This window comes from Streptomyces sp. NPDC031497, from assembly GCF_055580905.1.
In genome coordinates, this window is record NZ_JBVIKO010000043.1 from 1 (window position 1) to 26,285 (window position 26,285).

General features: G+C 67.6%; 22 protein-coding genes and 3 pseudogenes. 13 read left to right on the top strand and 12 right to left on the bottom strand.

The window, feature by feature from the left end:
- From ACZ5K7_RS45960 to ACZ5K7_RS45980, 5 genes are all read right to left on the bottom strand, one after another.
- Positions 1-212 (bottom strand): hypothetical protein (locus ACZ5K7_RS45960; RefSeq protein ID WP_468924127.1); only part of this gene is annotated, 212 nt, incomplete at its 3' end.
- Positions 213-278: 66 nt separating this feature from the next.
- On the bottom strand, positions 279-1,535 hold the full coding sequence (locus ACZ5K7_RS45965) for a glycoside hydrolase 5 family protein (RefSeq protein WP_468924130.1): 1,257 nt from the start codon (positions 1,533-1,535) through the stop codon (positions 279-281).
- A gap of 50 nt (positions 1,536-1,585) precedes the next feature.
- Positions 1,586-2,470: a carbohydrate ABC transporter permease gene (locus tag ACZ5K7_RS45970; protein ID WP_468924132.1), complete on the bottom strand. Its 885-nt coding sequence runs from the start codon at positions 2,468-2,470 to the stop codon at positions 1,586-1,588.
- The gene (locus tag ACZ5K7_RS45975) at positions 2,467-3,393 is read right to left on the bottom strand and encodes a carbohydrate ABC transporter permease (RefSeq protein ID WP_468924134.1); all 927 of its coding nucleotides are present in this window, start codon (positions 3,391-3,393) and stop codon (positions 2,467-2,469) included. Before ACZ5K7_RS45975 ends, ACZ5K7_RS45970 begins: the two co-directional genes overlap by 4 nt.
- A 5-nt stretch (positions 3,394-3,398) precedes the next feature.
- Positions 3,399-4,694, bottom strand: a complete 1,296-nt coding sequence (locus tag ACZ5K7_RS45980; RefSeq protein WP_468924136.1) for an extracellular solute-binding protein — start codon at positions 4,692-4,694, stop codon at positions 3,399-3,401.
- Between the two features lie 236 nt (positions 4,695-4,930).
- Here ACZ5K7_RS45980 and ACZ5K7_RS45985 point away from each other — a divergent pair, with 236 nt between their 5' ends.
- Positions 4,931-5,974 carry a LacI family DNA-binding transcriptional regulator gene (locus ACZ5K7_RS45985; RefSeq protein WP_468924287.1) on the top strand — a complete coding sequence of 348 codons (1,044 nt, stop codon included), beginning with the start codon at positions 4,931-4,933 and terminating at the stop codon, positions 5,972-5,974.
- Positions 5,975-6,069: 95 nt separating this feature from the next.
- On the opposite strand, the pseudogene ACZ5K7_RS45990 reads toward ACZ5K7_RS45985, so the two are convergent.
- The 4 genes and pseudogenes from ACZ5K7_RS45990 to ACZ5K7_RS46005 all read right to left on the bottom strand — a co-directional run.
- Positions 6,070-6,233: pseudogene (locus ACZ5K7_RS45990) on the bottom strand (IS630 family transposase); the annotation flags it as partial.
- Positions 6,234-6,325: 92 nt separating this feature from the next.
- Complete coding sequence (locus tag ACZ5K7_RS45995) at positions 6,326-8,665, bottom strand: tetratricopeptide repeat protein (RefSeq protein WP_468924138.1); 2,340 nt, start codon at positions 8,663-8,665, stop codon at positions 6,326-6,328.
- Positions 8,662-9,090 carry a hypothetical protein gene (locus tag ACZ5K7_RS46000; RefSeq protein WP_468924140.1) on the bottom strand — a complete coding sequence of 143 codons (429 nt, stop codon included), beginning with the start codon at positions 9,088-9,090 and terminating at the stop codon, positions 8,662-8,664. The genes ACZ5K7_RS45995 and ACZ5K7_RS46000 overlap by 4 nt, the downstream gene beginning before the upstream one ends.
- Positions 9,091-9,390: 300 nt before the next feature.
- Positions 9,391-10,341: an NADP-dependent oxidoreductase gene (locus ACZ5K7_RS46005; protein WP_468924143.1), complete on the bottom strand. Its 951-nt coding sequence runs from the start codon at positions 10,339-10,341 to the stop codon at positions 9,391-9,393.
- 170 nt (positions 10,342-10,511) lie between these two features.
- Between ACZ5K7_RS46005 and ACZ5K7_RS46010 the strand changes: the two genes are divergently transcribed.
- A complete protein-coding gene (locus ACZ5K7_RS46010; RefSeq protein WP_468924144.1) occupies positions 10,512-11,777 on the top strand; it encodes an AAA family ATPase in 1,266 nt (421 codons plus the stop codon).
- On the top strand, positions 11,774-12,937 hold the full coding sequence (locus ACZ5K7_RS46015) for a ParB/RepB/Spo0J family partition protein (RefSeq protein ID WP_468924147.1): 1,164 nt from the start codon (positions 11,774-11,776) through the stop codon (positions 12,935-12,937). Before ACZ5K7_RS46010 ends, ACZ5K7_RS46015 begins: the two co-directional genes overlap by 4 nt.
- A 203-nt stretch (positions 12,938-13,140) precedes the next feature.
- Here ACZ5K7_RS46015 and ACZ5K7_RS46020 read toward each other — a convergent pair whose 3' ends face one another.
- On the bottom strand, positions 13,141-14,457 hold the full coding sequence (locus tag ACZ5K7_RS46020; RefSeq protein ID WP_468924150.1) for an amidohydrolase family protein: 1,317 nt from the start codon (positions 14,455-14,457) through the stop codon (positions 13,141-13,143).
- A 211-nt stretch (positions 14,458-14,668) separates the two neighbouring features.
- On the opposite strand from ACZ5K7_RS46020, the gene casA reads away from it, so the two are divergent.
- The 8 genes and pseudogenes from casA to ACZ5K7_RS46060 all read left to right on the top strand — a co-directional run bounded on the left by casA (position 14,669) and on the right by ACZ5K7_RS46060 (position 21,488).
- Entirely contained in the window at positions 14,669-16,426 is a 1,758-nt protein-coding gene (casA, locus tag ACZ5K7_RS46025; protein ID WP_468924153.1) for a type I-E CRISPR-associated protein Cse1/CasA, read from the top strand.
- The gene (gene casB / locus ACZ5K7_RS46030) at positions 16,423-17,043 is read left to right on the top strand and encodes a type I-E CRISPR-associated protein Cse2/CasB (RefSeq protein ID WP_468924156.1); all 621 of its coding nucleotides are present in this window, start codon (positions 16,423-16,425) and stop codon (positions 17,041-17,043) included. Before casA ends, casB begins: the two co-directional genes overlap by 4 nt.
- 52 nt (positions 17,044-17,095) lie before the next feature.
- Complete coding sequence (cas7e, locus tag ACZ5K7_RS46035; protein ID WP_468924158.1) at positions 17,096-18,289, top strand: type I-E CRISPR-associated protein Cas7/Cse4/CasC; 1,194 nt, start codon at positions 17,096-17,098, stop codon at positions 18,287-18,289.
- Positions 18,286-19,005, top strand: a complete 720-nt coding sequence (cas5e, locus tag ACZ5K7_RS46040) for a type I-E CRISPR-associated protein Cas5/CasD (protein WP_468924161.1) — start codon at positions 18,286-18,288, stop codon at positions 19,003-19,005. Before cas7e ends, cas5e begins: the two co-directional genes overlap by 4 nt.
- Complete coding sequence (gene cas6e / locus ACZ5K7_RS46045) at positions 19,005-19,751, top strand: type I-E CRISPR-associated protein Cas6/Cse3/CasE (protein WP_468924164.1); 747 nt, start codon at positions 19,005-19,007, stop codon at positions 19,749-19,751. Before cas5e ends, cas6e begins: the two co-directional genes overlap by 1 nt.
- A gap of 184 nt (positions 19,752-19,935) precedes the next feature.
- Complete coding sequence (locus tag ACZ5K7_RS46050; protein WP_468924166.1) at positions 19,936-20,361, top strand: HIT family protein; 426 nt, start codon at positions 19,936-19,938, stop codon at positions 20,359-20,361.
- A 95-nt stretch (positions 20,362-20,456) separates the two neighbouring features.
- A pseudogene (locus ACZ5K7_RS46055) lies at positions 20,457-21,030 on the top strand (transcriptional regulator).
- Positions 21,031-21,137: 107 nt separating this feature from the next.
- Positions 21,138-21,488, top strand: a complete 351-nt coding sequence (locus tag ACZ5K7_RS46060; protein ID WP_468924169.1) for an ArsR/SmtB family transcription factor — start codon at positions 21,138-21,140, stop codon at positions 21,486-21,488.
- Between the two features lie 46 nt (positions 21,489-21,534).
- Here the strand turns inward: ACZ5K7_RS46060 and ACZ5K7_RS46065 are convergent, their stop codons facing one another.
- Positions 21,535-22,011 (bottom strand): hypothetical protein, encoded by a 477-nt coding sequence (locus ACZ5K7_RS46065; protein WP_468924172.1) that lies wholly within the window; start codon positions 22,009-22,011, stop codon positions 21,535-21,537.
- A 430-nt stretch (positions 22,012-22,441) separates the two neighbouring features.
- Between ACZ5K7_RS46065 and ACZ5K7_RS46070 the strand changes: the two genes are divergently transcribed.
- Both ACZ5K7_RS46070 and ACZ5K7_RS46075 read left to right on the top strand, forming a co-directional pair.
- Complete coding sequence (locus ACZ5K7_RS46070; protein WP_468924175.1) at positions 22,442-23,113, top strand: enoyl-CoA hydratase/isomerase family protein; 672 nt, start codon at positions 22,442-22,444, stop codon at positions 23,111-23,113.
- Between the two features lie 517 nt (positions 23,114-23,630).
- The gene (locus tag ACZ5K7_RS46075; RefSeq protein ID WP_468924178.1) at positions 23,631-25,229 is read left to right on the top strand and encodes an ABC transporter substrate-binding protein; all 1,599 of its coding nucleotides are present in this window, start codon (positions 23,631-23,633) and stop codon (positions 25,227-25,229) included.
- 312 nt (positions 25,230-25,541) lie between these two features.
- On the opposite strand, the pseudogene ACZ5K7_RS46080 reads toward ACZ5K7_RS46075, so the two are convergent.
- Positions 25,542-26,283, bottom strand: a pseudogene (locus tag ACZ5K7_RS46080) (IS701 family transposase); the annotation flags it as partial.
- Positions 26,284-26,285 lie beyond the last annotated feature (2 nt).

Here is a 26,285-nt window from a genome sequence, read left to right on the forward strand (position 1 = left end):
AACCAGCTGGTGCCCCACGGAGCACCCCACCGGGCGCCCACCTCGATCGGTCCGGGCTCGGCCGCGAGCCCTTCGTCGACCGGCACGGGCTCGCCTGGCGCGTGCCACACGGCGACGTCGAGCGGCACGGACTCGGGGTACACGGCGGGACGGATGCGCTCGTCGAGGACGCGCTTGAGGCGGGCTTCAACCAGGCTACGGTCGTCATGCATGCGGGAAGCTCCACGGGTTGTACATGAGCGGGTGGTTACCAGAGTGGTGGACAGGCAGGGGCCGGGTCACTCCCGGCCGTCCCGGACCGGTGTGCGCAGCACCTGTTCGGCCGTGACGACCTCGGTGATGCCACGCGCGCGCAGCTGGCCGGGGTCTTCGGCACGGGCGTCGAGGACGGTGGTGGGGCGGGCGCCGTCGGCGGTCAGCCGGAAGAAGGCGTCGTACACTGAGCCTCCCGGGGCCAGCACCGAGCGGTGGGCCGGATCGGCGGGGACGACCAGTGCGGTGGTTCGCGGCGGCGGGGCGTAGGTGTTCTGGCGTGCGGCCCGGCCCAGGGCGTGCGCCAGCTCCTTGGGCTTGCGGTCGTTGGTCAGCAACCCCAGGCCGTACTCCAGCTCGGGGAAGTCGGCGAGGCCTCGGGAGACGTCGTGGGAGCACCACCAGGTCACGCCCCACAGGCCGGGGCAGTCCAGGACGTTCGCGACGGTCGCCTCGGTGAAGGCGGCGGCGTGTTCGGCCGGGATGAGCGGCGCTGGTGCGCCGACTTCCTGCAGCCACACCGGCCGGTGCGGATCGTCTGCCCAGGCTTTGCTCAGCTCGACCAGGTAGGCGGCGTGGTGCTCGGTGGGGACCGAGGTCCGGCCGTGGCGCTGTGCGGTGCCGTTGAACACCCAGGAGTGCACGGCGGTGACATCGCCGAGACGGGCGGAGTGAGCGGGGGTGAAGGGCTGGTCGTGCTGGTACCAGGCGGCGTCGTACTCGGCGTGCAGGTGCAGCCGGCCGGGCGCGCCCTCCTCGCAGGCCGCGAGCATGCGTTCCAGCCAGCTGTCGATCTGTTCCGGAGTGGCCCTGTCGGGGTCGGGGTGCGGGTCGGCGGAGAACTGGTTGACCTCGTTGCCGACGGTCATCCCGATGAAGTTCGGCCGGTCCGCGAGCGCGGCGGCGAGGGTACGCAGATAGGCGGCCTGGCCGTCGACGACGTCCGGGTCGGTGAAGAGGTTGCGCCGGTGCCAGGTGCGGGTCCAGGCGGGAAGGAAGTCGAAGCTGCTCAGATGCCCTTGCAGGCCGTCGACGTTGACGTCGAGGCCGCGTTCGGCGGCCGCGTCGGCGAGGGCGACCAACTGTTCCACGGCGCTGGGGCGGATCAGGGTGCGATTGGGCTGGAAGTAGGGCCACAGCGGGAAGACCCGGATGTGGTCCAGGCCGAGCGCGGCGATGGAGTCGAGATCGGCTCGCACGGAGTCCAGGTCGAAGTCGAGCCAGTGGTGGAACCATCCCTCGCTGGGCGTGTAGTTGACGCCGAAGCGCACGGATGAAGGCATGCGGAGTCCTAGGTGGTGCGGTATGTCGGGGCGGTTCGGGAGCGGAACGCTCAGCCCTTGACGGCGCCTTCCCCGACCCCACGGAAGAAGTAGCGCTGGAGGCAGGCGAAGAGCACGATGAGCGGCACGACGGCGATCACCGTGCCCGCGGCGACCAGCCGCTGGTCGTTGGCGAAGGTGCCGTGCAGATAGTTGAGGCCCACGGTCAGGGTGAACTTGGAGGAGTCGCTGAGCACGATCAGCGGCCAGAGGAAGTCGTCCCAGGCGCCCATGAAGGCGAAGATCGCGACGACGGCGAGAGTGCCCTTGACCGAGGGCAGCGCGATCCGCAGGAACCGTTGCCAGACGTTGGCGCCGTCGACGTAGGCCGCCTCCTCGATCTCGTAGGGCAGGTTGAGGAAGGCGTTGCGCATCAGTAGCACGTTCATGGCGGCGACGCAGCCGGGCAGCACCACGCCGATGAGCGTGTTGTTCAGCCCGAGTGAGCGCATGGTCGTGAACTGGGCGATGATGATGCTTTCGGCGGGCACCAGCATGGCCAGGATGAAGACCACGGTGGTGGTGCCGCGGCCCCGGTAGCGCAGCCGCGCCAGGGCGTAACCCGCCAGGGCTGAGCCGACGCAATTGGTGACCACGTTGCCGACGGCCACCTTCAGCGAGTTCAGCGCGTAGTCCCACACGGGGATGATGTCGGCCACCCGGCTGTAGTTGCGCAGTGTCGGATGCCCGGGCAGGAAGGACGGCGGTGAGGAGTAGATGTCGTCCGCCGGACCCTTCAGCGAGGTGGACAGCTGCCACAGGAACGGGCCGACCGTCAGCGCCAGTACGGCGAGGAGCAGCAGATAGCGCCCGACGAGTTCCCAAGCACGCAGGCGCCGGCCGTTCTCGTCGGTCCGCCACGAGCCGCGGTGCGGGGTACGGGTCTTCTCGCTCATGCCTGTACCTCGTCCTTCCGGTCCGCGCGCAGCACCAGCAGCATCAGGACGACGGTGATGACGAACACGACCACCGAGATCGCCGAGGAGTAGCCGACCCGGCCGGACAGGCCTGTACCGGTGCGCTGGACCAGCATCACCAGGGTGGTGTCCTCGCCGGCCGGACCGCCGTCCGGCCCGGCCATCAGGTACACCTCGGAGAAGACCTTGAACGCGGCAACCGAGGAGAGCGCGGCGACCAGGACCATCGTGGAGCGTACGGCGGGCACGGTGACAGTGAGGAAACGGCGTACCGCGCCGGCGCCGTCCACGGCGGCGGCCTCGTGCAGTTCGCGCGGCACATTGGCGAGCGCCGCAAGGTAAATGATCATGTAGTAGCCGAGGCCCTTCCAGACCGTGACCGCCATCGCGCTCAGCAGAAGCAGCCACTGGTCGCTGAGGAAGCCGACCGGCCCCGCGCCGAGCATGCCCAGCAGTGAGTTGACCAGCCCGCGCTCGTCCAGCAGCCACACCCAGATCAGGCCGACGACGACGATCGAGGCGACGACCGGGGTGTAGAAGGCCGAGCGGAAGAACGCGATGCCGGGGATGTTCTTCTGCACCAGCAGCGCCAGCAGCAGCGGCAGGACCACCAGCGCGGGCACCACCCCGAGCACATACAGAGTGCTGTTGCGCAGGGCGATCCAGAACATGTCGTCGTGCAGCAGCTCACGGAAGTTGGCGAGTCCGACGAACCGGCCCGGGATGAGGGTGCGCCGGTCGGTGAAGGAGTTCACCACTGTCGACACGAACGGGTACAGCACGAATGCGCCGGTGACGAGGAGACCCGGCGCGGCGAAGAGCCACGGGCTGGCGGCCAGCTGGCGCCGCACCCGGGAGCGGGCGGCTCGCGGCGCGGACGGTGTGGAAGGTGACCCGGCCATCGAGATCAGTCCTGCTGGAGGAGCTGGTCACACGCCTTGACAGCGTTGTCGAGAGCTGTCTTGGGGCTCTCCTTGCCCTGGAGTGCCTTGGCGACCTCGTTGCGCAGCGCGGTCTTCATCTGGTCGCTGAACAGTACCGGCGTGTAGTTCGCGGCTGTCTTCAGCGACTTGGCGGCCGCAATGCGCACCCGGGTCTCGTCGGTGCCGTCCTCCTTGGTGAAGTACGGGTCGTCCAGGGAGCCGGTGGTGCTCGGGAAGATGGCGACCTTCTTAGCGAAGGACATCTGGTTCTGCGCGTCGGTCACGAAGTGCGCGAACGCGACCGCGGCGGGCTTCTGCTTCGACTGCGAGTTCACCAGCAGGCCCATGACGTACATGTTGACGTGGCCGGTGCTGGTGATCTGGTCGGTGATGCCGATGTTCTTGTACAGGTTCGGCGCCTGGGTCTTGAAGTTCTTCAGGTCCAGCGCGCTGCCGGGGTTCATGGCGACCGCGCCCGTGAGGAACTTCTGGCCGGAGGACTCCGGAGTGGCGGTCAGCGCCTGAGGGTCCAGTGCCTTGGCGTCGTACAACTTCTTGTACTCGGCGAGGAGTTGCACACCCTTCGAGTCGTTGAAGGTGAAGGCGGTGCCCTGCTTGTTCATCAGCTCGACGCCGTAGCGGCCGAAGTCCTCGATGGTGGGGATGTTGGCGAGGGTGGCGACCTTGCCGTCGGTCTTCTTCGCGATCTCCAGGCCGTCCTGGAACAGCTCGTCGTACGTCGTGGGCGGCTGATCGGGGTCGAGCCCGGCCTTCTTGAAGAGGGCCTTGTTGTAGAACAGCGGCCCGGTGTTGAGGTACCAGGGGAAGGCGTACGTGCCGGACAGGCCGGGCAGCTCGGTACTCGCCCATGCGCCGGGCAGGTACTCACTCTTGAACTTCGCCGCGGCCTTGTCCTTGCCCAGGTCGAGGGCGAGGCCCGCCTTGGCCAGTGGGGCCGCGAGGTCGGGGGATACGTTGACGACATCGGGGAGGGTGCCGCCGGCCGCATCGGCGCTGATCTTGTCCGCGTAACCCTCGGCGGGCTGGTCGACCCACTTCACGTGGGTGTCGGGGTACTTCTTCTCGAAGTCCGCGATCAGGCCCTCGAAGTAGGACTTGAAGTTGGCACGCAGGTTCCAGGTCTGGAAGGTGATGTCGCCTTCGATCTTGCCCGAGCCGTCGCTGGACGAACCGCCGCCGCCTCCGGAGCCGCAGGCGGTCAGCGGCAGCAGGACCGCGGTCACGGCAGCAGTGGCGAGGGCTCTGCGGGATATGCGCACGGCTGGGGCTCCTTCACACGACGGGCCGCGGCGACGATGCCGGCCACGGGGGTACAGGCGCAGACCTTGCAACGCCTCGGTCGTAAAAGTCAATGGATTTCTACTTGATTTGTGCGACAGATTGCTGAACAAGCAGGTCAGGGCGTTGGTGGAGTCACTTGCACATCTTGGCTAATGCGCTTTAGTCTTGGTCCGCTCAAGCGCATTAGTTGTTATAGTCACGAGAGGTGGGGGCAGTGACGGCCAAGCGGTCCGCGGCGCGCAGGCCGACGATGAAGGACATCGCCTTGCGTGCCGGGGTCTCCGAGAGCGCTGTCTCCTTCGCCCTGAATGACCGGCCGGGTGTCTCGGAGGTCACCCGTGCCCGGGTGCGCAGGGTGGCCGAGCAACTTGGCTGGCGGCCGAGCACCGCCGCCCGCCAGCTCTCCGGCGAGGGCGCCGCCACCGTCGGCTTTGTGCTGGCCCGTCCCGCGCACACGCTCGGCGTCGACTCGTTCTTTCTTCAGCTGGTCGCGGGCATCCAGGAAGTGCTGGCGGAGCGGCATCTCGGGCTGCTGTTCCAGGTGGTGGAGGACATCCCGGACGAGTGCGCCGTGTACCGGGCCTGGTGGGCGGAACACCGGGTGGACGGCGTTCTGATGGTCGATCCCCGTTCCGAGGATCCGCGGCCGGAGCTGCTGGAGCACCTCGGGCTGCCCGCTGTGGTCATCGGCGGAGGACCGCAGGAACTGGTTTCCGGTCTGTCGGCGGTGTGGGCGGACGACGCCGGCGCCATGGCCGCCGTCATCGACACGCTCTACCGGCTGGGCCACCGCCGGATCGCGCACATCGCCGGGCTGCCGGACCTCGCGCACACCCAACGCCGTGTGCGCAGTCTGCGGGACGAGGCTGAGCGGCGTCATCTGACCGAGGTGCGTTCGCTGACCACCGACTACTCGGACGTCGAGGGCGCGGCCGTCACCCGGCGAGTGCTCGCCGGTTCCGAACCGCCCACGGCACTGATCTACGACAACGACGTGATGGCGCTGGCCGGCATCGCCGCGGCGGCCGGTCTCGGCTTCGCGGTGCCGCGTGATCTTTCGGTGGTCGCCTGGGAGGACTCCGCGTTGTGCCGCATGGTGACACCGCAGTTGTCGGCGCTTTCCCGCGACAGCGTGATGTTCGGGCGCAGTGCCGCGCGCGAACTGGTCCGGCTGCTGGACGGGGCGGATCCGCGTACGGTGCGCGTTCCGCTGCCCGAACTCATCACGCGCGACAGCACGGCGGCCGTCGGCGGCTGAAGAAGGCCCGGGGTGTCTCTCGGGCACCGGGCACGGCACGCGGATGTCCCGCCGTCCCGGTCAGGAACGCACCTGTGAGCCGGTCGCACGACGCCAAGGGCCAACCGCCACCAGTTCGTCGACACCCCGGCCCCCTGAACCGCCGGGCCTCCTCCCGGTCACTCGTCCCGGCCTCAATCAGGCCAGCGGCTGCCGACCGGATTTGCTCACGCCCAAGTCGCTCCTCGGCCGTCAGGCCACCACCATCGGCGTACCTCATCCTCCCGGCACACGAGCGGGAGTAGTCGCGGTACAGACCGTGCCGTTCAGATGGCTCATGACCAGGCTGCAACCGAAGGTTCGGCGATCACATTATCCGCCGACACTTGCTTCACCCTCTTTTCCTTCCAAAACCCTCTCCTGCCAGTACGCAAGTTTGTGACGGGTGGCGAGGGTGTCGGGGTGGTCAGGACCCAACACCCGCAACCGGTCATCCAACAACTCCGCGAACACAGCGACAGCGCCGCCCGGATCCCCCGACTTCCCCCGCCAGCTGGCGAGGCTGTCACGGGTGGCGAGAGTGTGAGGGTGGTCAGGACCCAACACCCGCAACCGGTCATTCAACAACTCCGAAAACGCGACGGTGGCGCCGGCCGGATCTCCCACCTCCCCCCGCCAGTAAGCAAGATTGTGACGGGCGGTGAGTGTGCGCGGGTGGTCAGGACCCAACGTCCGCATGCAGTCGTTGAGCAACTCGGCGAACGCGGCGGCGGCGCCGGCCGGATCTCCCGCCTCCCCACGCCAGTAAGCAAGGTTGTGACGGGTGGCGAGGGTGTCGGGGTGGTCAGGACCCAACACCCGCAACCGGTCATCCAACAACTCCGAAAACGCGGAGGCGGCGCCGGCCGGATCTCCCACCTCCCCACGCCAGTAAGCAAGGCCGTGACGGGCGGTGAGTGTGTGGGAGTGGTTAGGACCCAACACCCGCATGCAGTCGTCCACCAGCTCAGCGAACGCAGCGACCGCACCAGCCGCATCCCCCGCATCCCCCCGCCACAGGGCGAGGTTGTTCCGGGTGATGAGGGTGTGGGGGTGGTCGGGGCCCAACATCAGCGTGAAGTCGTCCACCAGCTCAGAGCACGCGGCGGCGGCGCCGGCCGGATCTCCCGCCTCCCCCCGCCAGGAAGCAAGATTGTGACGGGCGGACAGGGTGTCGGGGTGATCGGGGCCCAGCCGGAAGGTCGTCGTGCGGGTGAGGTGATGGAAGTAGTCACGGGCAGCGGTGACCTGGCCCGCCTCTCCAAGACTGCGGCCAGCCCGGAACAACACAGCATGCGCCTGAGGCAGAAAGAGCGTGTCTTCGGCTCGGGCGGCAAGGGCAGTGGTGTTGGCGCGCAGGGCCTGGGCCAGCCCGGTGTCGTTCTCGATGCTGGGCCAGGCAGCGAGCAGAGCAGCGGCTGCAGCACGGACGATCTGTTCGTGCCGATCAGGAGCGAGGGCATCGCGGACCGTGCGCTGGATGAGCTGGTGAACCCGGACCGCCTGGTGCGAAGTAGCGGGGGTGTGGTCGATCAGGCTAAGCCTGTACAGCGCCCTCAACGCACGCCGAACCTCCGCAGGGGTGACCCGGCCAAGGTCATGGCCTGAGGCCATGGCCAAGAGGGCGAGAGTCGGCGGGCTGGTGAGGACAGAATCGGGGATGCCGCTGGGATCAAGGAACGCGGCGAGCTGAAGCAACGGCCGGGCAAGACCAACGGGTTTGAGGCTATTGGCGCGCTCAATGGAGACCGTCCAAGCAGCCGCCGCGGTGTGAGTCTGCCCGTCAGGCAGGGCATCGGGAGAGGCGTCGGCCAATTTCGTGGCGCGATCAGTGAGCAGGGTCCGGTAGTCGGCACAGTCCATGCCGGTGTCGATGAGATAGGCGGCAGCCTGCGACAGCGCAAGCGGCAGATAGCCGAATTCGCTCGCCAGAACAGCGAGCTGCCCGGCAGGCTCTATACGGTCACGGGTGGCCAGGGCGGCGGTGAGGTACTCCACCGACTCGCCTTCGGTGAACAAGCCGACCTCGATCAATCGCCGGCCATCGTTGGTGAGAGCAGCGTCCTTGCGACGGGTGGTGACCAAAATCCGCCCATGCGGACTGGCCGGTGGCCACAACCCATTCAAATCGCCAGGATCGGCAACATCGTCCAATACCACCAACCACCGCCACGACCGTCCCCCCGGTCCGGGCTCCAGCCAGGACAAGAACGCCTGCACCGCTTGTTCGGGTTCAGCACCAAGGATCTCCATGCCGGCCTGCGCATACCCCGACGCGGCTTGTGTGGCGTTGCTGGCGGTGATCCACACCAGCACGTCCAGCTCACCCGCCCGCCACGCGGAACGTGCGTAGTCAGCAGCCAACTGAGTCTTACCCACCCCGCCCATGCCTGACAGCACCCCACCCGCCAACACCCCATCCGCAGAACTGACGACCGTGGCCCCGCCCCCGTCCAGCGCTTGGCGCAGTCGAGCAGCTTCGGCCCGGTCCTGGAAACAACCGGCCTGAGACGGGATCACCCCGACCTGATGCGGCAACGCGGCCGGCACCCGGGACATCCCGAAGTAGATGTTCTGAGTCCCCTTGCCCTGCACCGGCCCACGAATCTCGCTGCCCCTGAAATCGACGTGGTCGCGGTCGCCAGTGTCGGGACGGTCTTCGGTGCCGCTCACTTCGATGGGCCCCCGTGGTTGTGCTGGGTGCCCTTGCCCTGGACCGGCCCGTGAAACGTGCCGTACCGGAAATCGATGTGATCCCCCGCCGGAACATCAGCCCCGGTGTCCGCAGCCCGCAATTGTTCAACGAGCTGCGCCAGCGCCGCCGCGAACTCCCCGTCCCGCTCGACAGCGTCCTCCAGAGAGTCCGTCAGCCTGCGCCGGGTACGCTCCGACAGCTCATCCTGCCCGCTCTCCGCTTCCTCCTGGGCCCGCTCCAACGCAGGGTCCGCACCCAGCTTGCGACTGACCAAGTCATGCAATCGATCCATCCCGGCATCCAGCGTCCGGTCGACCTCACCATCAGCCCGCCCCGCCACCCGACGCGCCTTACCCACCAACCACGCGCACATGTACCCGACCGCAACCTCAACACCCGTCACCTGCAGCCCCCTCCCAGCACGCACATGGCATTCCGACCATAACGGTGTGCTCCTGTCGGCACACTCCAAATCGGGAAGGCTCGCCCCATGGTCACGGCCGAGGCTGCACAACCAGACCCAAACGCAGCCCACGGCGGCCGTCACAACTCGCGCCGTAAAGACCTCAGCCCCGTCCGGCACATACCGGGCGAGGCTTTGTGATGCGGCGACTGCCAAGATCAGCCGAACTCCGAGGGATCACGCGATACAGTGCGGTTAACGAGCGCTCCCGGTCGGGACGGCGGGACATCCGCGGGAGCGTCAGGCGACGACGAGAACGGTCTTGCCGAGGGAGGGCTTGGTGGACTGGGCGGTGGCGGCCTGGTCTAGCGGGAACGTGGCGGTGACGGTCGGGACGAGGCGCCCCTCGGCGGCCAGCGCGGCCAGCGCCGACATGCCGCCCCTGTCCGCCTCGACGAATATGCCGGCCAGCCGCACGCCGCGCTCGGCGGCCGCTGCGACGGCGGGAGCGAGTGTGGGCGGCAGGGTGGAGACCAGGATCCCGCCGGGCTTGAGGACCGAGACGGCCTGGACGGGGTAGTCGCCCCCGATGCTCTCCAGCACCGCGTCCAGGTCCTTGGTGGCATCGGTGATGCTGGTGGTCGTGTAGTCGATTACCTCGTCAGCGCCGAGGGACCGTACGAAGTCGGCGTTGGCTGCGGAGGCCACCGCGATGACGTAGGCGCCGTGAGCCTTCGCGATCTGGACGGCGAGGTGACCCACGCCCCCTGCGGCTCCGTTGATCAGCACCCGGCTTCCCTCGCCGATGTGGGCGGTGTCGACCAGGGCCTGCCAGGCCGTGAGACCGGCCATGGGCAGAGCGGCCGCCTGAACGTGGTCGAGACGCTCTGGCTTTGCCACGAATGCGCGGGCTGGCGCGATCACGTACTCGGCGTAGCCGCCGGGGCCGTGGGGGAACGGCAGCATGCCGAAGACCTGATCGCCTGCCTTGTGCACGGTCACGCCCGGGCCGACGGCCTCGACGGTGCCGGAGACGTCCCAGCCGAGGACGAACGGCGGCTTGCCGGTGAACAGCCCCGACGTGCGGTTCATGATGTCGGCCGGGTTCACCCCCGCGGCATGTACCCGCACGAGGATCTCACCGATGCGAGGAGTGGGTCGCGCGGCGGTGCCCTGCCGGAGAACCTCGGGGCCGCCGAGTTCGTCCTGGGTGATGGTCTGCATGGTGGTGGACTGAGTGCTGTCGTTCATGACGTCCATGGTGGACGCGCCCTTGGGGCGCGGCCACGGCTGAGAGGCCAAGAGGCGATGGAAAACGGCCACGGCCGAGGCTGCCGAAGTGACCGGGACCGTTCTCAACAATCGTGCAAAACTAACGTGTCAACCCGGCGAATGATCAAGCGCGTTAGTAAGGTAGCGTCATGACTATGTCAGCCACTGCGAACGACCGCGAGAAGGTCGTGTCCAAACTTCCCGGATGGCTCCGGCAGAGCCTGAAGATCAGAACCGCCCAGCTCGGTATCGAGATCCAGACCGCCGTCGAACAGGGAATCGACGCCTGGTGCGGCCTCGCCTCTGCCATCGCGTCGGTCGAGACCGGAGGGGCCGAGTCGTTCTCGACCTTCCTGCCCGCCGGACAGTGGGAGAGCTTCCGCGGTATCACGGAAGACCGCCGGATCTCTCTGATCCAGGGACTCGCCCAGTCCGTCCAGCTCTGGCTCGACACCAACCCGGCCCCCGAGACGCAACGCCCGGACATCACACGCCGTATCGTCGTGTGCAACCAGAAGGGCGGTGTGGGCAAGACCGCCATCACGGCCGGTGTGGGCGAAGCCCTCTCGGAGAGTCCCGAGCGCCTCTATCCCGTCCGGGTCGCCAAGGCGCTGGCCACCGCGCTGCGAGCCAGCGAGTCCGGCGGCGAAGCGGACAGCGGCACCTCGGACTCGCTCGAGGTCGAAAAGCTTCCCGGCCTCGGACTGCGCGTCCTCCTTGTCGACTTCGACCCCCAGTCCCACCTCACCAACCAGCTCGGCGCGGCTCCGCTGGCGATGAACGGGGACAGCCTGACCAATCACATGGCCGGCGACCCCAAGGGCAATCTGCGCGACCTGATTGTCTCCGTCGACGACGACCACTTCGGCGGCCGACTGCATCTGCTGCCCTCGTGCCACGACGCGTTCCTGCTCGACGTCCGTCTGTCCGCCGTACGGGCCCGCGAGGCCGCTCTGGAACGAGCCCTGCTGCCGCTCGAAGCGGACTACGATGTGATCATCGTGGACTGTCCGCCCAGCCTCGGCCTCAGCATGGACGCCGCCGCCTACTACGGCCGTCGGCGTGACGGTGAACTGCCCGGCCAGTCCGGGGCCCTCATCGTCGTCCAGGCGGAGGACAGTTCTGCGGACGCGTACGACCTGCTGACCAACCAGATCGAGGACCTGCGCAACGACCTCGGCCTGGACATCGACTACTTGGGTATCGTCGTGAACCTGTACGACGGCCGCCGTGGCTACATCGCCACGTCGTCCTTGCAGGGGTGGATCGACATAAAGGATCCGCGGGTCGTGGGTCTGGTCAGTGACCTCAAGGAACAGAAGGAAGCCGTCCGGATGAAGCAACCGCTCCTGAGCTACGCCCCCTCCTCGCAGCAGGCCGTGGGCATGCGTGCCCTGGCGCGGGAGATCTCATGAGCAAGGCAGATCAGCTGGGTTCCGGACGGTTCGGGGGCGCCGCCCGGCCGGTCAGCGCCCGTCGGACCGCCATCGGCGCCGCCACCGGCGTTCCCACCGAAGGCGTCGCCCCTCCGGCCCGGCTTCCGGTCACCCGCATCAGCCCCAACCCAGATAACCCGCGAACCACGCTGGGCGACCTGAGTGAACTTGCCGCCAGCCTCAAGGAACACGGGCAGAAGCAGGCCATCACGGTCATGAACCGTGACGCCTTCGTCAAGGCCAACCCCCGACTCGAACCGGATCTCGACCCCGACGCCACCTACGTGGTGGTGGATGGCAGCAGCCGCCTGGCTGCCGCACGCGAGGCCGGCTTGACGCATCTCAACGTCATGGTCGACGACGACCAGGGCGCCGACGGCGACGGCATCCTGGAATCCGCGCTCGTGGCCAACATCCACCGTAATGACCTCGATCCCCTCGACGAGGCCCGCGCACTGCGGCGCCTGCTCGGCATCCACGGCTCTCAGGTCAAGCTCGCCAAGCGGCTGCGGAAGTCCCAGGGATGGGTCTCCCAGCGCCTGGCCCTGCTGAACCTGACACCCGAACTCCAGGCTGTGGTCGGCGAGGAACCCGTCGAACTCCTGCGCTCGGTCGCCAAGGAACCCGAGGAACACCAGCAGGCAGCCCTCGAACGACTCAAGTCCGAACGGGCGCGCAAGGAAGCCGAACGGAGAGAACCCGTCCAGGCCCCTGCACCGGCGGCGGAACCTGAGGCCGAGCCCGTCTCCCCGGCCTACGCGGCTCCCGAGGCCGCGCTGCCTGTCGAGCCCCGTCCGGCCGAGGCTGAGGTGCCGGGCATCGAGGAGTCCGAGCCGAGTGCGTTCACGGCCATCGCCGCCGAGACGGCCGTCCCGGTCGCACCCGCCTCCAAGCCCCCCGTCCGCCAGGCTCCCCGGGTGGCGGCCGACCGGAACGACACCGTCCCCGAACCCCGGACGGACGTCGAAGCCATGGCCGCAGGCAGCTGGCCGGTAGACGGCGAGCTGCCCTACGACGACGGGGCTTTTCTCGCCCTGCACCTCATCCGTGAGATGAGCGACCTCGAGTTCGACCGGATGCTGGAGATCCTCAACAAGCACCACGACGGCCGCCGCCAGGGCCGGACGAGCGGTCACTGAACCCCGGCCGCCGCCTTCGGAACGGTACTGGAGCCAGCAAGCCCGTGGCGTTCGGCTATTACGGCGCAATAGCCTGACCTCCGATCGGGACAACCCCGGCCGCCTTCCTGGACTGCGGCCGGCCCCGCCCGGGTCGCGAACAGCGACCCAAGCGACCGGAAATCGGACAACGGTCCGCGTCCGGGCCCGACCGCCGCTCTGGACTACCGCTCCGTGCTGTCGCCGAATTCGCTGCGAGGGAACCTCCGTCCCCGCTTGACGGTCAGAGTGATGCTGCGCAGATGTTCGATGTCATCGAGCGGGTTCTGGGCGAAGACCGCGAAGTCGGCCTGTCTGCCGGGCTGGACCGTGCCCGTGACGTGCTCCACGCCGGCGCTCCGCGCGCCGATCGATGTGGCCGAACGCAGTACGTCCTGGGCGGGGATGCGGCACCGCTGCGCCAGGAAGGAGAGTTCCTCGTAGAGCGCGGGGAACGGCTCGTGGGGGAGGGTCTCGTAGTCGGTGCCCGTGGCCAGGGCCACTCCGGCGCGATACGCCTGGGCCGTCAGGGCTGTCGACAACTCCGTTCCGAGGGCGGAGCGCGTTCGGGACGCGGCGTCGTGACCGGTGAACTCGGGGCTCTCCCAGAGCCTGGCGGTCGCGTCCAGCACGACGCCCTGCTCCCGCATACGGGCGAAGAGTGCCACCATCCGCGGGTCCGTGCCGGTGACCAGGCTGTCGTGGTCCACATCCGGCATGTCCTCGAAGGCGGTTAGGGGGCCGGTGGCTGCCTCGTAGCCCAGCAGTGTCACATGGGAGACCGTGTCCACTCCGGCTGCGAGGACCTCGCCCGGCGTCGCCGGAAAGACAGCCGCGTGGGCCCACACGGCGATGCCCTGCCGGTGTGCCTCGGTGGTGATGGCCTTCAGCAGGTCCGCGTCGAGGTCCGCGTAGGCCTTGATGGCACGGGCGTACGTCCCTCTTGCCATGGCCACGGCCAGGGGAAGGTCGGTGGCCTTCGTGACGGACTGCATCCAGGGCACTGCGCCGGGGACGGCGCCCTGTGTCGCCTGATGGGTGCGGGGGTCGTCGAAGAAGCCCGGTCCCGCCATGAGAGCCGCGTAGTGGATGTCGGGGGCCGGGATCTCCCCGACCCGTGCGGCACGCGTGAGATCGCCGATCTGGCGGAGGTCGTCCGCCATGTCCCGTATCGCGGTGACTCCGCTGTACACGAGACGGCGCAGTACGGCCTCGGCGGTCCGGCGGTTCGGTGGGGTGGCGAGGTGCTGATGGGCGTCGACCAGCCCCGGGGTGATGAAGTGGCCGCTGAGATCGACCACCTCGGCCTTGCCCGTGTGTAGAGCGGGCATTTCCGTATCGTCCGCGACCGCCCGGACGACGGAGCCGTCCACGACGACGGACGTCGCGGGTCGGAGCGGTGCACCCGTTCCGTCGAACAGCGTGGCGCCGCGATAGACGACCACGGTTCCGGACTCGGGAGGGGCATAGGGGGTTTCCGCCCCGCCGCTGTAGTTCGTCAAGATCGCCTCATTCTGTCCGGTCCGGCTTGCAGGAGTACACGGTGGATGTGCATGCTGCTCGCCAGGTTGCTCCAGTCACTAAGGTCATATGAAACCTCAAATCAGAAACATGTTTTGTAAAGGGGTGATACGTGTTTGTGTGTCATGAGTGTCGGCAGGTATGTTTGTGCATCACCTGGGCCGGCCGGGAAGCAGTACTGAAGGAAGCGGCTTGAGGATTGATACGGCTCGGCGCACGGAGAAGCCTGTGACCCCACCACGTGACGAGTCTGCATCCAACGCGCCGAGCTTCGACCTGATCACGCGGCCCTGGATCGGCGTCCTGCGGGCCGACGGGCGGCAGGACGAGCTGTCGTTGCGGCAGCTTTTCGGCCAGGCCAGTGAGCTGCGAAGGCTCGTGGGCGATCTCGCCACCCAGGAATTCGCCCTCTTGCGGCTGCTGCTGGCCATTGTCCACGACGCTCTCGGCGGGCCGCAGGACATCGAGGACTGGAAGCACCTGTGGGCTGACGAGAAGTGCTTCAGCCCTGTCGGCCCCTACCTGGACAGACACCGGGACCGGTTCGACCTCCTTCACCCGGCGGAGCCGTTTTTTCAGACCGCGGAACTGCGTACGGCGAAGAACGAAGTGTTCTCATTGAACCGGTTGGTGGCCGATGTGCCCAACGGGGAACCGTTCTTCTCCTCCCGGATGCCATCGGTCGAGCGTCTCACCTTTGCCGAGGCCGCCCGATGGCTCGTCCACGCGCATGCCTATGACACGTCCGGGATCAAGTCGGGTGCGGTGGGCGACGAGCGGGTGAAGGCGGGCAAGGGGTACCCCATGGGTACCGGCTGGGCCGGCAATCTGGGCGGTGTCTTCGTCGAGGGCGCCACGCTGCGCGAGACGCTCCTGCTGAACCTGATCGCCGCCGACAGCAGGTCCGCGGAAGCGGCGGCCGATCGGCCGACCTGGCGGGCGGAGCCCTGCGGCCCCGAAGGCACTGAACGCACACCGACGGGGTTGCTGGACCTCTACACGTGGCAGACACGGCGGGTGCGCCTGCACCACAACGGCGATCACGTGTATGGCGTCGTCCTCAGCTACGGAGATCCGCTGACGCCGCGCGACCGTTACCGTCTTGAACCGATGACAGCCTGGCGACGCAGCCCAGAACAGGAGAGGAAGTTGGGCCGGTCCCCGGTATATCTGCCGCGGGAACACGAACCTGCGAGACCGGCCTGGTGGGGCGGCAGCGTCCTTGTGGTCGACTCGGCAGGGCCGGAGCGCGACGGGGAAGCGGCGCCCCTTCTGAGGCCGGCCGTCCTGGAGTGGCTCGGTCGGCTCGTCAGCGACGGCGCTGTGCCGCGTGACCGGCTTGTCAGAGTCCGTCTGATGGGTGTCAAGTACGGGACCCAGCAGTCCGTCGTCGACGAGGTCATCGACGACCACCTGGACCTTCCGGTGGCGCTGCTGGACAGGCTCGACTGCGGTCCGGCCGAGGAAGCTGCCGGAGCGGTCCGCAGTGCCGAACTGGGGCTGCGGGCCCTGGGAAATCTCGGCGGCGATCTGGCCCGGGCAGTCGGCCGGGACGCAGACGAGGCCCGGTCGTCCGCCAAGGAGCGTGGGCTCGCCGCGCTCGACAGCGCCTACCGGGCCTGGCTCGTCACGCTGGATGACACCGGCGACCCGGCCAAACGCCGACGGGACTGGGACCAGGTGGCCCACCGCCTCCTCACCGGGGTCGGAAAACTGCTCGTTGAAACTGCTGGAACGGCGGCCTGGCGGGGCCGGACCGTGGCCGGTACCCAGGGCGTGTACTGGCTGACCGCGGGACTGGCCGAGAGGTGGTTCCGCGAGCGCCTGGCCGAGGTCTTCGGTTCTCCGCCCGGCTCGGCGCCGGTTACCGGTGAGCAGCTGGACACCCCCGATTCCCGCGAGCGCACCGCTTCGGCGCCGGCGTTCACCGACTTGAAGGTGCCCGTATGACCACCACGCCCCCCCTGGACACGGATTCCGGGCGCATCGCTCAGCTCGCCGGATCGCTGATCGCGGACCGTCAACGCGGCTACTTTCTCGGTGTCGCCAAGGACGTTGAAGCGGTGGCCCGTCTGCGTCGCGGCGCGGGCAGGAACCCCGCGGACACGCCCGACCTGTGGGATCTGATCGACACCAGCTCGCTGTACGCGCCATCGGAGGGCCAACGCCGATGGCGCGAAGCGGAGCTGTGGCGTGCGGGTGAGGCGCTGCACGCGGCGCTCACGTTGTGGGCGTTTCACCAGTGGGGGCGTGTCTGGCGCATGCACCGTCCCACCAGTTTGGGGTGGCCCACGGGACTCGGCGCCGCCGCCCGGCGCCTGATGTCGGCCGGCGAGGTCGACGAGGGCGTCCGCAAGAGGCTCGTGCGGGCCGGATCGGCCCCCGATCTGACGGTTCTGGCACAGCAGCTGCGCGGTCTTGTCGTCCTGCTTCGTGCTGCCGGTGTCTCGCTGGACTACGGGCTGCTCGCCGGCCAGATGTATGCCTGGCAGACGCCCGAGGGTCCCGACAGCGTTCGCCGCGAATGGACTCGGTCCTTCCATAGCCCCTGGTACACCGCGGACTAGGACGCGCGGGACCCGACACCACCTGTTCCTCGGACTCCGAGAAGGACTTTTTGTGAACCGCATTTTCCTGGACGTGCACGCGCTGCAGACTGTTCCGCCCAGCAATCTGAACAGGGACGACACTGGCGCGCCCAAGACGGCCCTCTACGGTGGAGTGTCGCGCGCCCGGGTCTCCAGCCAGGCGTGGAAGCGCGCCACGCGCACCTACTTCGGTGACGCACACCTGCTGGAGCCGGACGAGCTCGGGGTGCGGACGAGGAAAGTCGTCGAAGTGCTGGCCACGCGGATCGTCTCCCTCGACGACTCCATCAGCGCCGAGGTGGCACTTCAGCTGGCCGACGGAATGATCAAGGCGGCCCGTTTCAAGACGGAAGTCCCCAAGCGGAAGGCGGACCAGGCCAAGGAAGCGGGGAGCGCGCCGATTCCGGAGTCGAAATACCTTGTCTTCCTGAGCGCGCAGCAGCTGGACGGTCTGGCCCGGCTCGCCCTCGATGGTGCGGGGGATGTCGCCGCGCATCTGAAGAGCAAGCAGACCAAGGAACTGGTCAAGGAGATCGCGGACAGCCGCCACTCGGTGGACATCGCCCTGTTCGGCCGTATGGTCGCGGACGCCGCCGACTACAACGTCGACGCCGCGGTGCAGGTCGCCCACGCCCTCAGCGTGCACCGGGCGGAAACCGAGTCGGACTACTACACAGCGGTGGACGACGAGAACACCGAGGACGAAACGGGTGCCGGAATGATCGGCTTCATCGACTTCAATTCCGCCACTCTGTACCGCTACGCGGCGCTCAGCGTGCATCAACTGGCCGCCAATCTGGGCCAGGGCCTGCGCGCGGACGCACCGCGTACCGAGCCCGTGCGAAGGGCCGTCGAAGCTTTCGTGCACAGCTTCATCGCCTCTCTGCCAAGCGGGAAGGTCAATACCTTCGGGCATCACACCCTGCCGGACGCCGTCGTCGTCAAACTGCGCACCACCCGCCCGATCAGCTTCGTGGCCGCCTTCGAAGAGCCCGTCCGCAGCGATCAGGGCGGCCATGTGCGCGCTGCGTCCGACCGGCTCGCCGCCTTCGTGCCCGATATCGAACGTGCCTACGCGGACGACGAGTCCACCCTGACCTGGGTACTGCGCGTCGGTCCCAACACCCTCGCGCTGGCCGACCTCGGTTCCGAAGCGGACAGTCTCGGCGAGCTGGTCGCCGCCGTCGGCGCGGCGGTGGCGGAACGGTTGGAGATGACCGCGTGAGCGTTCTGCTGCTCCGCCTCGCGGGGCCCTTGCAGTCGTGGGGCGCGTCATCTCACTTCGCCCGCCGCACGACAGGACCGGCCCCCACCAAGAGCGCCGTGATCGGGCTGCTTGCGGCGGCCGCAGGAATCGAACGCGACGACGACACCCGGCTCGAGCCGTTGGCGGCCCTGCGCTTCGGCGTCCGCATCGACCAGCCCGGCACTCCGGTCAGGGACTTCCAGACCGCCCACCACCCGCGGACTGGCAAGGCCATGCCGCTGTCCGAGCGGTACTACCTCGCGGACGCCGTTTTTGTCGCCGCGCTCGAAGGGGACCGCGACCTCCTCGCCGGATTGCACGCCGCTCTGAAGACGCCGGTGCATCCGCCGTTTCTCGGGCGCCGGTCCTGCCCGCCGGCAGCCCCCGTCGAGCTGGGCCTTCATGACGCGGGGCCGTTGGAGGATGTGCTGGCCGGCGTGGCGTGGCAGGCCTCCGACTGGTACCGAAGAAGCTACCCGGAGCCGAGAGCCGACGGCCTGGTCATCCTGCGGGAAGCCGCAGCGGACGAACAGCACGGGGCGGAGTGGCAACGGGATCAGCCGGTGAGCTTCAGCGCCGCACACCGGCGGCACGCCTGGCGCGCGCTGGTCGCCTCCACGGTGCCCGTCCCGGGTGCCACGGTTGTATCGACGCCCCACGAACCGTTCGACGCCCTGGAGGAGGAGAGCGCCTGATGTCCTTCCTCACCCGCTTTCGCATGAACACCGCACGCGCCGGCGCCCGTCGCCTCCTGTCCTCGCCGCAGGCCATGCACGCGGCGGTCATGGCCTCCTTCCCCGCACTGATGCCCACGGACGCCCCGGCCCCCGCAGGACCCCGTGTGCTGTGGCGTCTGGATCACCGAGCACGCGCCGAGGTGCTGCTTTACGTCGTCAGTCCTCACCGGCCGGATCTGACCCACCTGGTCGAGCAATCGGGCTGGCCTGCGGTGGCCTCCCCGGACAGTCCCGGCTGGCAGACCCGGCCCTACGACCCGTTCCTGGAACGCCTTGGCCAGGGCGACCACTGGGCCTTCCGGCTGACCGCGAATCCCGTTCACACTGTGCGCCGCGCCGGTGACGAAGCAGGCAAGATCACTGCGCATGTGACCCCCGCGCACCAGAAGCGCTGGCTGCTCGAACGGCAGGAGAAGTGTGGGTTTCGCGTCGTGGAGAAGGACGAGAACCTAGGAGAGAGTCACGAACTGTCCGTCGGCGCCCCGAGGACTCTGGCCTTCGACAAGTCACCGGGCGCCCGTCGGCCACGGGGCAACGCGGTCACCATCTTCACCGTCACCTACGGCGGCCGTCTGGAGATCACCGACCCCGTCCTCCTGCGCCGCACTCTCACTCAAGGGGTCGGCCGGGCCAAGGCCTATGGATGCGGGCTGCTCACCCTGGCGCCGCTTCCCGGTATCCCGGCCACGGTGTCGCGGACGTAGACACCGGCCGCGTCGTACGCATGGTCCTCTCAGCGCGACCGGAACCCGGCTCAGTAGGCTGGCTCCTCATAAATGAGGATGATCCTCGCGCCAAGGTGGGAGGAAGCGTGAGCACCGCCTGCTCCTCCGCCCGGGGGATCGAAGAAGAAGACACCACGACCACACACCAGGGAGCATGCGTCACATGCCGTCGCTCTTTTCGCGGATTCTCGCCGGCGACGTGCCCGCGCGGTTCGTCTGGCAGGACTCCGAAGCAGCTGCTTTCCTCAGCATCGCCCCGCTGACGCCCGGCCACACGCTGGTGGTGCCCCGGCAGGAAGTGGATCAGTGGACCGATATGGACAGCGGTCTGCTCGCCCACTGTGTCACTGTGGCGCAGGCGATCGGCCTCGGAGTACGTTTCGCGTGGCGCGCACCGCGCGCCGCCCTGGTCATCGCCGGTTTCGAAGTACCCCATCTGCACATCCACGTCGCTCCCGTGTGGGACATGTCCGACCTGGACTTCACCCAGGCCGGGATCGGAGACGAAGCCGCTCTGGACGATGCGGCGGAGCGGCTTCGTAGCGCACTGCGGCAGCTGGGCTTCGCTGACAACGTCGCGCCGATGTGACCGAGCCCGGCGCCCGAGGCCGTCCGATATTCTTGAGCCCCCGGCGGGACCGGCGGGCGAGAGGGGGTCGGTCCCGCACGGCTGAGGAGACATCGGTGCCGGAGAGGAACAACGAGTCGGCAAGTACGGGGCCAGCGGCGCCAAAGGGTATGAAGCGGTGGCCCGTCGGCTGGACGCATTGGCCGGCTTCGTCGCCACGCCGATCACACAGCGCCGCGGACTACTGGCACGGCTGCACTTCTGACCCGAACCGACCGCGCCCGGCAGGCGGCCCGAGAGGCGGGTCTGTCGGTCACCGACCGTACGATTAGGGCCTGGCTGGACGGCAGACGGAACCCGTCGACGAAGAACCTCCAGCTCATCGATACGGTGTACCGTGTGGTGCGGCGTCAAAATGTCGCCCGCTATCTTGTCGCCCGCCTCAATCGCCAGGGCCGCGGTACCCGCGTCGAGTTCCACCCGATCAACCAATCGCAGGTGCTCCGACCGCGGCAGCGCGACGTGTCGTTCCGCACCCTCAATGTGCGCCACTGGGATCGAGTGGTCGGCGCCTGGGCCAATGACGACCGCGATGCCCTGGACGATGCTTGGTTCAACGACATCACCGTCGAACTGGGCTCGCAGTACGGGCAGTACGAATACGTCACCAGCATCGGGTTCGCTGCCTGACACGGTCGAGTGAGGACCGTGTTATGGATGGAAGGCCGATGCCGCCCCACCAAGGAGCAGTCGTGTCTCCCCGCCGCACCACCCCCCGGATAGTGCCCCACCCCGAGATGGCACAGGTATCTCTTCAGCAGGTCATGGAGGCCTTGACGGATCCGGTGCGTCGTGAGGTGGTGCTGCAGCTGATACTGGCGGGTGAGGACATGACCTGCGGGGCATTCGACGTGCCGGTGTCGCTGTCGACGCTCACGCATCACCTCAGTGTGCTGCGCGAAGCGGGCGTCATCCGTCAGCACTACAGGGGGACGGCGAAGCTCAATACGCCCCGAACCGAGGAACTGGAAGAGCGTTTCCCGGGGCTGCTCACGGCGGTGCTCGCCGCGAGTGCGGAGCAGTACCCGGCAGGCATCCGCCGACCGGGCAGCGCCTGTTCCCGAGTACCGGGAGAACTGGCGGGCTAGCAGCATGACTGGTTTGGGATGCGGCACACGTTGCTGTGCCGATGCCTTAGTCCTTGAGTGTCAGCTCCAGGATCAACGTGGGGCGCCGTCCGGTCAGAGCGCAGCTGAAACCAGCGGGAACATAGAGCACCTCGCCCGGCAGGAGCCGAAGACGGAGCTCGCCCATCTCGGCGAGCCAGCCGGGGCCCAGCGGTGAGAGCTGCACATCAACGGCGCCACGCAGAGCCACGAAAAAGGTGTCGGCACTTGTGCGAGGCTCCTCCTCGACGTACTCGAAAGGGGCGGGGCGATACTTGATGCCCACCCGCCGGTCGAGCATGGAAACCAGCTGTTCGGCCAAGGCGCGGGCGGGGTGCTCCTCGCCTTCCTCCTCCTGATGAGCGGTTTCGAGGGCCGCCACCACCGCCTCGTCTCCTTGCGGCCAGACCACGGCGGCGCTGCGATCACCGTAGGTGTTGAAGGTCAAGACCATGTCGGCGACGAAGTTCTCCAGGTCGACCTGGAAGGGTGCTGTCACATTCATACATCTCTCCTGCGTGGGTGCGATTCCCGGAGGCACCCGCCGGTACATCGGAGTGCCGTTCTCCTCGTCGGGTACGTGATGCTACGTTCCCCCGTGCACCGTTGCCGCCGTGCAGGGAGAGACATGCCTCTCAACCCCTGTGGGAGAAACCTGTCTTAGCCACGAACGGCCAAAAGTGGCCGACTCGGGTGCACACACTGGCGGTTGTGAGGGACTCGGGTCAAGATTTCCACCAAACACATGGATTGCGCACACCGCGTGGAAGCAGCCGCCACGTTTCAGCACTACTGGACCAGATTAGGGTCTCGCATGCGACTGATGACAACACTCGACGCACAGTGCTCGGCGGGGCCGCGGCAGGAGGTGCGGCACGGTCGGTGTGCACCTGTCGCTCGGAACGCCGTCGTGATCCGTCCCTAGGAGAGCCGCCATGCCCACCCTCGACCGCCACGACGACATCTTCGTCCTCGACCTCGGTGACAGCGAGAACCTGTTCCATCCAGGCTGGATCGCCGCCCTGGACATCGCTTTGGCGGAAGTGGAGAAGGCTCAGGGTCCGCGGGCTCTGATCACCACTGCCACTGGGAAGTTCTACTCCAACGGCCTGGACCTGGCGTGGCTGTCCACCCATACCGAGACGCGCCGGGAGTACACGGAACGGGTGCATGAGGTCTTCACACGCCTCTTGTGTCTGCCCGCCGTCACGGTGGCCGCGGTGCAAGGCCACGCCTTCGGTGCCGGGGCCATCTTCGCCCTCGCCCACGATTTCCGGGTGATGCGTGCCGACCGAGGTTACTGGTGCCTGCCCGAGCTCGCCATGGGTCTCCCCTTTCCGCACGGCATGGCCGCCCTGGTCCAGGCACGCCTGACACCGCAGACCGCTCATGAAGCCATGATCACCGGTCGCCGCTACGGCGGCACGGAGGCCGAGGCCGACCGCATCGCCGACCGCGCCGTGCCCCTGGACGCCGTACGCGACACGGCACTGGAGATCGCCCGCGCTCAAACGGCCAAGGCCGGTGACGCCCTGGGCACCACCAAGGCCCGGATGTTCGCCGACGTCGTGGCCGCCCTCCGGGGCTCGTCGGCCTCGCCGGAGTGACCTGACGGAACGGATCGGCTGCTCCCTGTGGACGGGGAGCAGCCGACGCAGACATGAAGAGGAGACACCCGGATAGAGACCATCCCCGTGCCGGGAGGGGGACTAACGGGGAGCAAGGACGCGGCCTCACCCGTTCTCAGGGTACGGAGGGTGAGATCGTGTGAGACCGGGTTCCTCCGTGCGCAACATTCCCGAAGGGGCAGGTCTTCAGAACCTTTGGGTAAAACATGGCGGCGATGTACCCACGGAATGTGACGGGCCGTCGGTCCCCGGAGTGTGTGCATGTATCTGATGGAACGTGTATGCCCAGATCGTCCGGTCGGCTTTACGGGTATCTTCAACAACCAGTCACCAACCACAGGTTTCGACGAGGCTGACATGTGTCTCGACATGTCGCTGACACGAAGTAACATCCTTGCCGTTAGGAAGCGGGCCTCCGTCGGCGGATTCCTCCCCTGGCCGACGGAGGCCCCGTGGCGTGTTGCCCCGCTGATGTGACGCCCTGGAGATAGGCGATATGAACCGCAGAAGACTGGTGTTGCCGACGGTGGCCGGGCTGCTGGCCCCGTTGCTCGCCGCCTGTGGTGCCTCTGGCGGCGGTAGTGGGAGCTCCATTGTCGTCGGCACCACGGATCGGTTTACGGCGTCCGAGGACGCTCCCGCACCGCTCGATCCGGCATATGCCTACGACATCGGCACCTGGAACATTCTCAGGCAGACCGTCCAGACGCTGATGACCGAACCCAAGGGCGACGGCGCCCCGGTCCCCGACGCGGCGCAGAGCTGCGCCTTCACCGACCGCGACAGTGAACGCTATGTCTGCATGTTGCGCCGTGGGCTGACGTTCTCCGACGGCACCCCCGTCACCGCCGGCGATGTGAAGTACTCGATCAACCGTGCCCGGGCGATCAAAGCGGACAGCGGTGTCTTCGCTCTCCTGTCGACCATCGACACCGTAGAGGCCGTCGGCGACCAGGAGGTCGTCTTTCATCTGACCACGCCCGACGCCACCTTCCCGTACAAGCTCTCGACGCCTGTTGCGGGGATCGTGAGCCGTAAGTACTACCAAAGGGACGGGCTGCGCGACGGCTTCCGGGTGGACGGGTCCGGTCCCTACAGCATGCAGCCGGTGGTCAAGAACGATGAGCTGGTAGACGCTGTCTTCACCAAGAACCCTTCCTACAAGGGCGCGTACCGCCTCGGCAACGACAAGACCGAACTGCGTTCCTTTCCTGACGCGGACGCCATGGGCGACGCGCTCGCGAAGGGCGACATCGACGTCATGACGCGAACCATGTCACCGCAGCAGATCCGGAAGCTCTCCGAGACCGCCGACGGCGACATCGACCTCGTCGAGATGGCGGGCCTGGAGATCCGGTACCTGGCCTTCAACACCGACGCCCCTTCGGTACGCGACCGGGCGGTCCGGCAGGCGATGGCTCAGCTCGTCGACCGTGCTCGACTCGTCTCCGAGGTCTACGGCGACCAGGCCGAGCCGCTCTACTCCATGGTCCCGGCCACGGTGACCGGTCACTCCAACTCCTTCTACAACAAGTACGGTGACCCCAGTGTTTCGGCCGCCAGGAAGATCCTCCTTGAAGCGGGCATCACGGCACCCGTGAAACTGACTCTGCACTACACGACCGACCACTACGGCGCGGCTACCGCGAAAGAGTTCGCGATTCTGCGTCAGCAGCTCAACGCGAGCGGTCTGTTCGACGTCCGTGTGCAGGGCAGGCCGTGGTCGGCCTTCAGGCCGGCGGCCCGCGACGGTGCCTTCGATGTCTACGGTATGGGCTGGTTCCCTGACTTCCCGGATGCCGACAGCTTCATCACCCCGTTCCTCGACAAGGACAACACCCTCAACACCCCCTATGCCAATGGGGAAATCCGCAACGAACTGATTCCCCAGTCCTTGCGTACAGCGAACCGGGGCGAGGCTGTGGCCTCCCTGACGGCTATCCAGGACATTGTGGCAACCGACGTACCGGTCCTCCCGCTGTGGCAGGGGAAGCAGTTCGTGGCTGCTCGCGACGACATCACAGGGATCTCCTATGTCGTCAACTCGTCGGCGACCCTGCAGCTATGGGAGCTGGGAAGAGGACTGGGCGGCTAATACTCCAGTCGCAGTTCTCCATTTCCGCTGGTCACGGTGCCTGTTTCGAGCGTAATCGCCTGACAGCCCGTCAGGGTGACGGTGGTTCGTGACTCACCCGATCGGGGTGTGTGCGGCGCTTGTAGTGGAAGCAGCGGGCGACAGCCTGGTGGAGGCGTCTCCAGCGGGACCAGCGGAGCCCGTGTTCATGGCGCGGAAAGAGGGCTGCTGGAGAAGGGGCAAGATCCATGAGCCGCCGCACTTCTGCCAGGGAGAGGGGCACGAGGGTGCTTGAACCGTTTCTTCCACCCCCCTTTCGAGTGCCTGGGCAGCCATCGCGGCGAGGAATGAGTGGGCGAGCATGGCCAGGGTGATGTGGCGATACCAGCCGACGTAGCGCCGGACCTCGTACTGGTCCAGGCCGCACTCGTTCTTCGCGGCCTGGAAGCACCCCTCGATCGCCCAGCGGGTGCCGGCCACGCGGACCAACTCAGCAACGGCTGCCTCCTGCGGTGCGTAGGCGAGGTAGTAGGCGATCTCTTCGGGGCGGACCAGACTCCGGCGGGCCAGGACCCAGCGATGGTGCGTGGACGAGGCACCGCTGGCATCCTCGATCACAGGCATTCGCGCTGCCGCCCAGTCGTAGATCCGTGGACCCTTCGCGCCGTCCCCGCAGGAGATCTGCTCCCACGCATCGTCCGGGGCGCCGGCCAGGACGTGATCGAAGGCGCCAGCTCCCCGCAGCCGTCTTGACCTGCTATGACTTGGGCACCGCCAGGACGTAGCCCTCGCCGGCCTCTTCCAGCGTCTGCCGGAAACGCCCTTTCTGCCCGTAGGCCGCATCCGCGGTCACCCAGGCGGTGGGCAGCGCGGAGTCCAGCGCGCGCTGGACCATCGTCCGCGCCAGTTCCGGCTTTGTCGCGAAGGCTTTGCCCTCGGGGATCCTCGCCGTCCGGCACCGATCCGGGTCGTCGGTCCAGGACTTGGGCAGATACAGCTCCCGGTCCACCAACGCACGACCACGGGTCGAGGCGTAGGCGGCGAACACACCGGTCTGGCAATTCTCGGTGCGGCCCG

Bases quoted from the DNA above. Each gene is read 5' to 3' on its own strand.
- ACZ5K7_RS45965 (WP_468924130.1), bottom strand. From the start codon at position 1,535: ATGCCTTCATCCGTGCGCTTCGGCGTCAACTACACGCCCAGCGAGGGA.
- ACZ5K7_RS45970 (WP_468924132.1), bottom strand. From the start codon at position 2,470: ATGAGCGAGAAGACCCGTACCCCGCACCGCGGCTCGTGGCGGACCGAC.
- ACZ5K7_RS45975 (WP_468924134.1), bottom strand. From the start codon at position 3,393: ATGGCCGGGTCACCTTCCACACCGTCCGCGCCGCGAGCCGCCCGCTCC.
- ACZ5K7_RS46005 (WP_468924143.1), bottom strand. From the start codon at position 10,341: ATGAACGACAGCACTCAGTCCACCACCATGCAGACCATCACCCAGGAC.
- ACZ5K7_RS46010 (WP_468924144.1), top strand. From the start codon at position 10,512: ATGACTATGTCAGCCACTGCGAACGACCGCGAGAAGGTCGTGTCCAAA.
- ACZ5K7_RS46015 (WP_468924147.1), top strand. From the start codon at position 11,774: ATGAGCAAGGCAGATCAGCTGGGTTCCGGACGGTTCGGGGGCGCCGCC.
- casB (WP_468924156.1), top strand. From the start codon at position 16,423: ATGACCACCACGCCCCCCCTGGACACGGATTCCGGGCGCATCGCTCAG.
- cas6e (WP_468924164.1), top strand. From the start codon at position 19,005: ATGTCCTTCCTCACCCGCTTTCGCATGAACACCGCACGCGCCGGCGCC.
- ACZ5K7_RS46050 (WP_468924166.1), top strand. From the start codon at position 19,936: ATGCCGTCGCTCTTTTCGCGGATTCTCGCCGGCGACGTGCCCGCGCGG.
- ACZ5K7_RS46060 (WP_468924169.1), top strand. From the start codon at position 21,138: ATGGCACAGGTATCTCTTCAGCAGGTCATGGAGGCCTTGACGGATCCG.
- ACZ5K7_RS46065 (WP_468924172.1), bottom strand. From the start codon at position 22,011: ATGAATGTGACAGCACCCTTCCAGGTCGACCTGGAGAACTTCGTCGCC.
- ACZ5K7_RS46070 (WP_468924175.1), top strand. From the start codon at position 22,442: ATGCCCACCCTCGACCGCCACGACGACATCTTCGTCCTCGACCTCGGT.
- ACZ5K7_RS46075 (WP_468924178.1), top strand. From the start codon at position 23,631: ATGAACCGCAGAAGACTGGTGTTGCCGACGGTGGCCGGGCTGCTGGCC.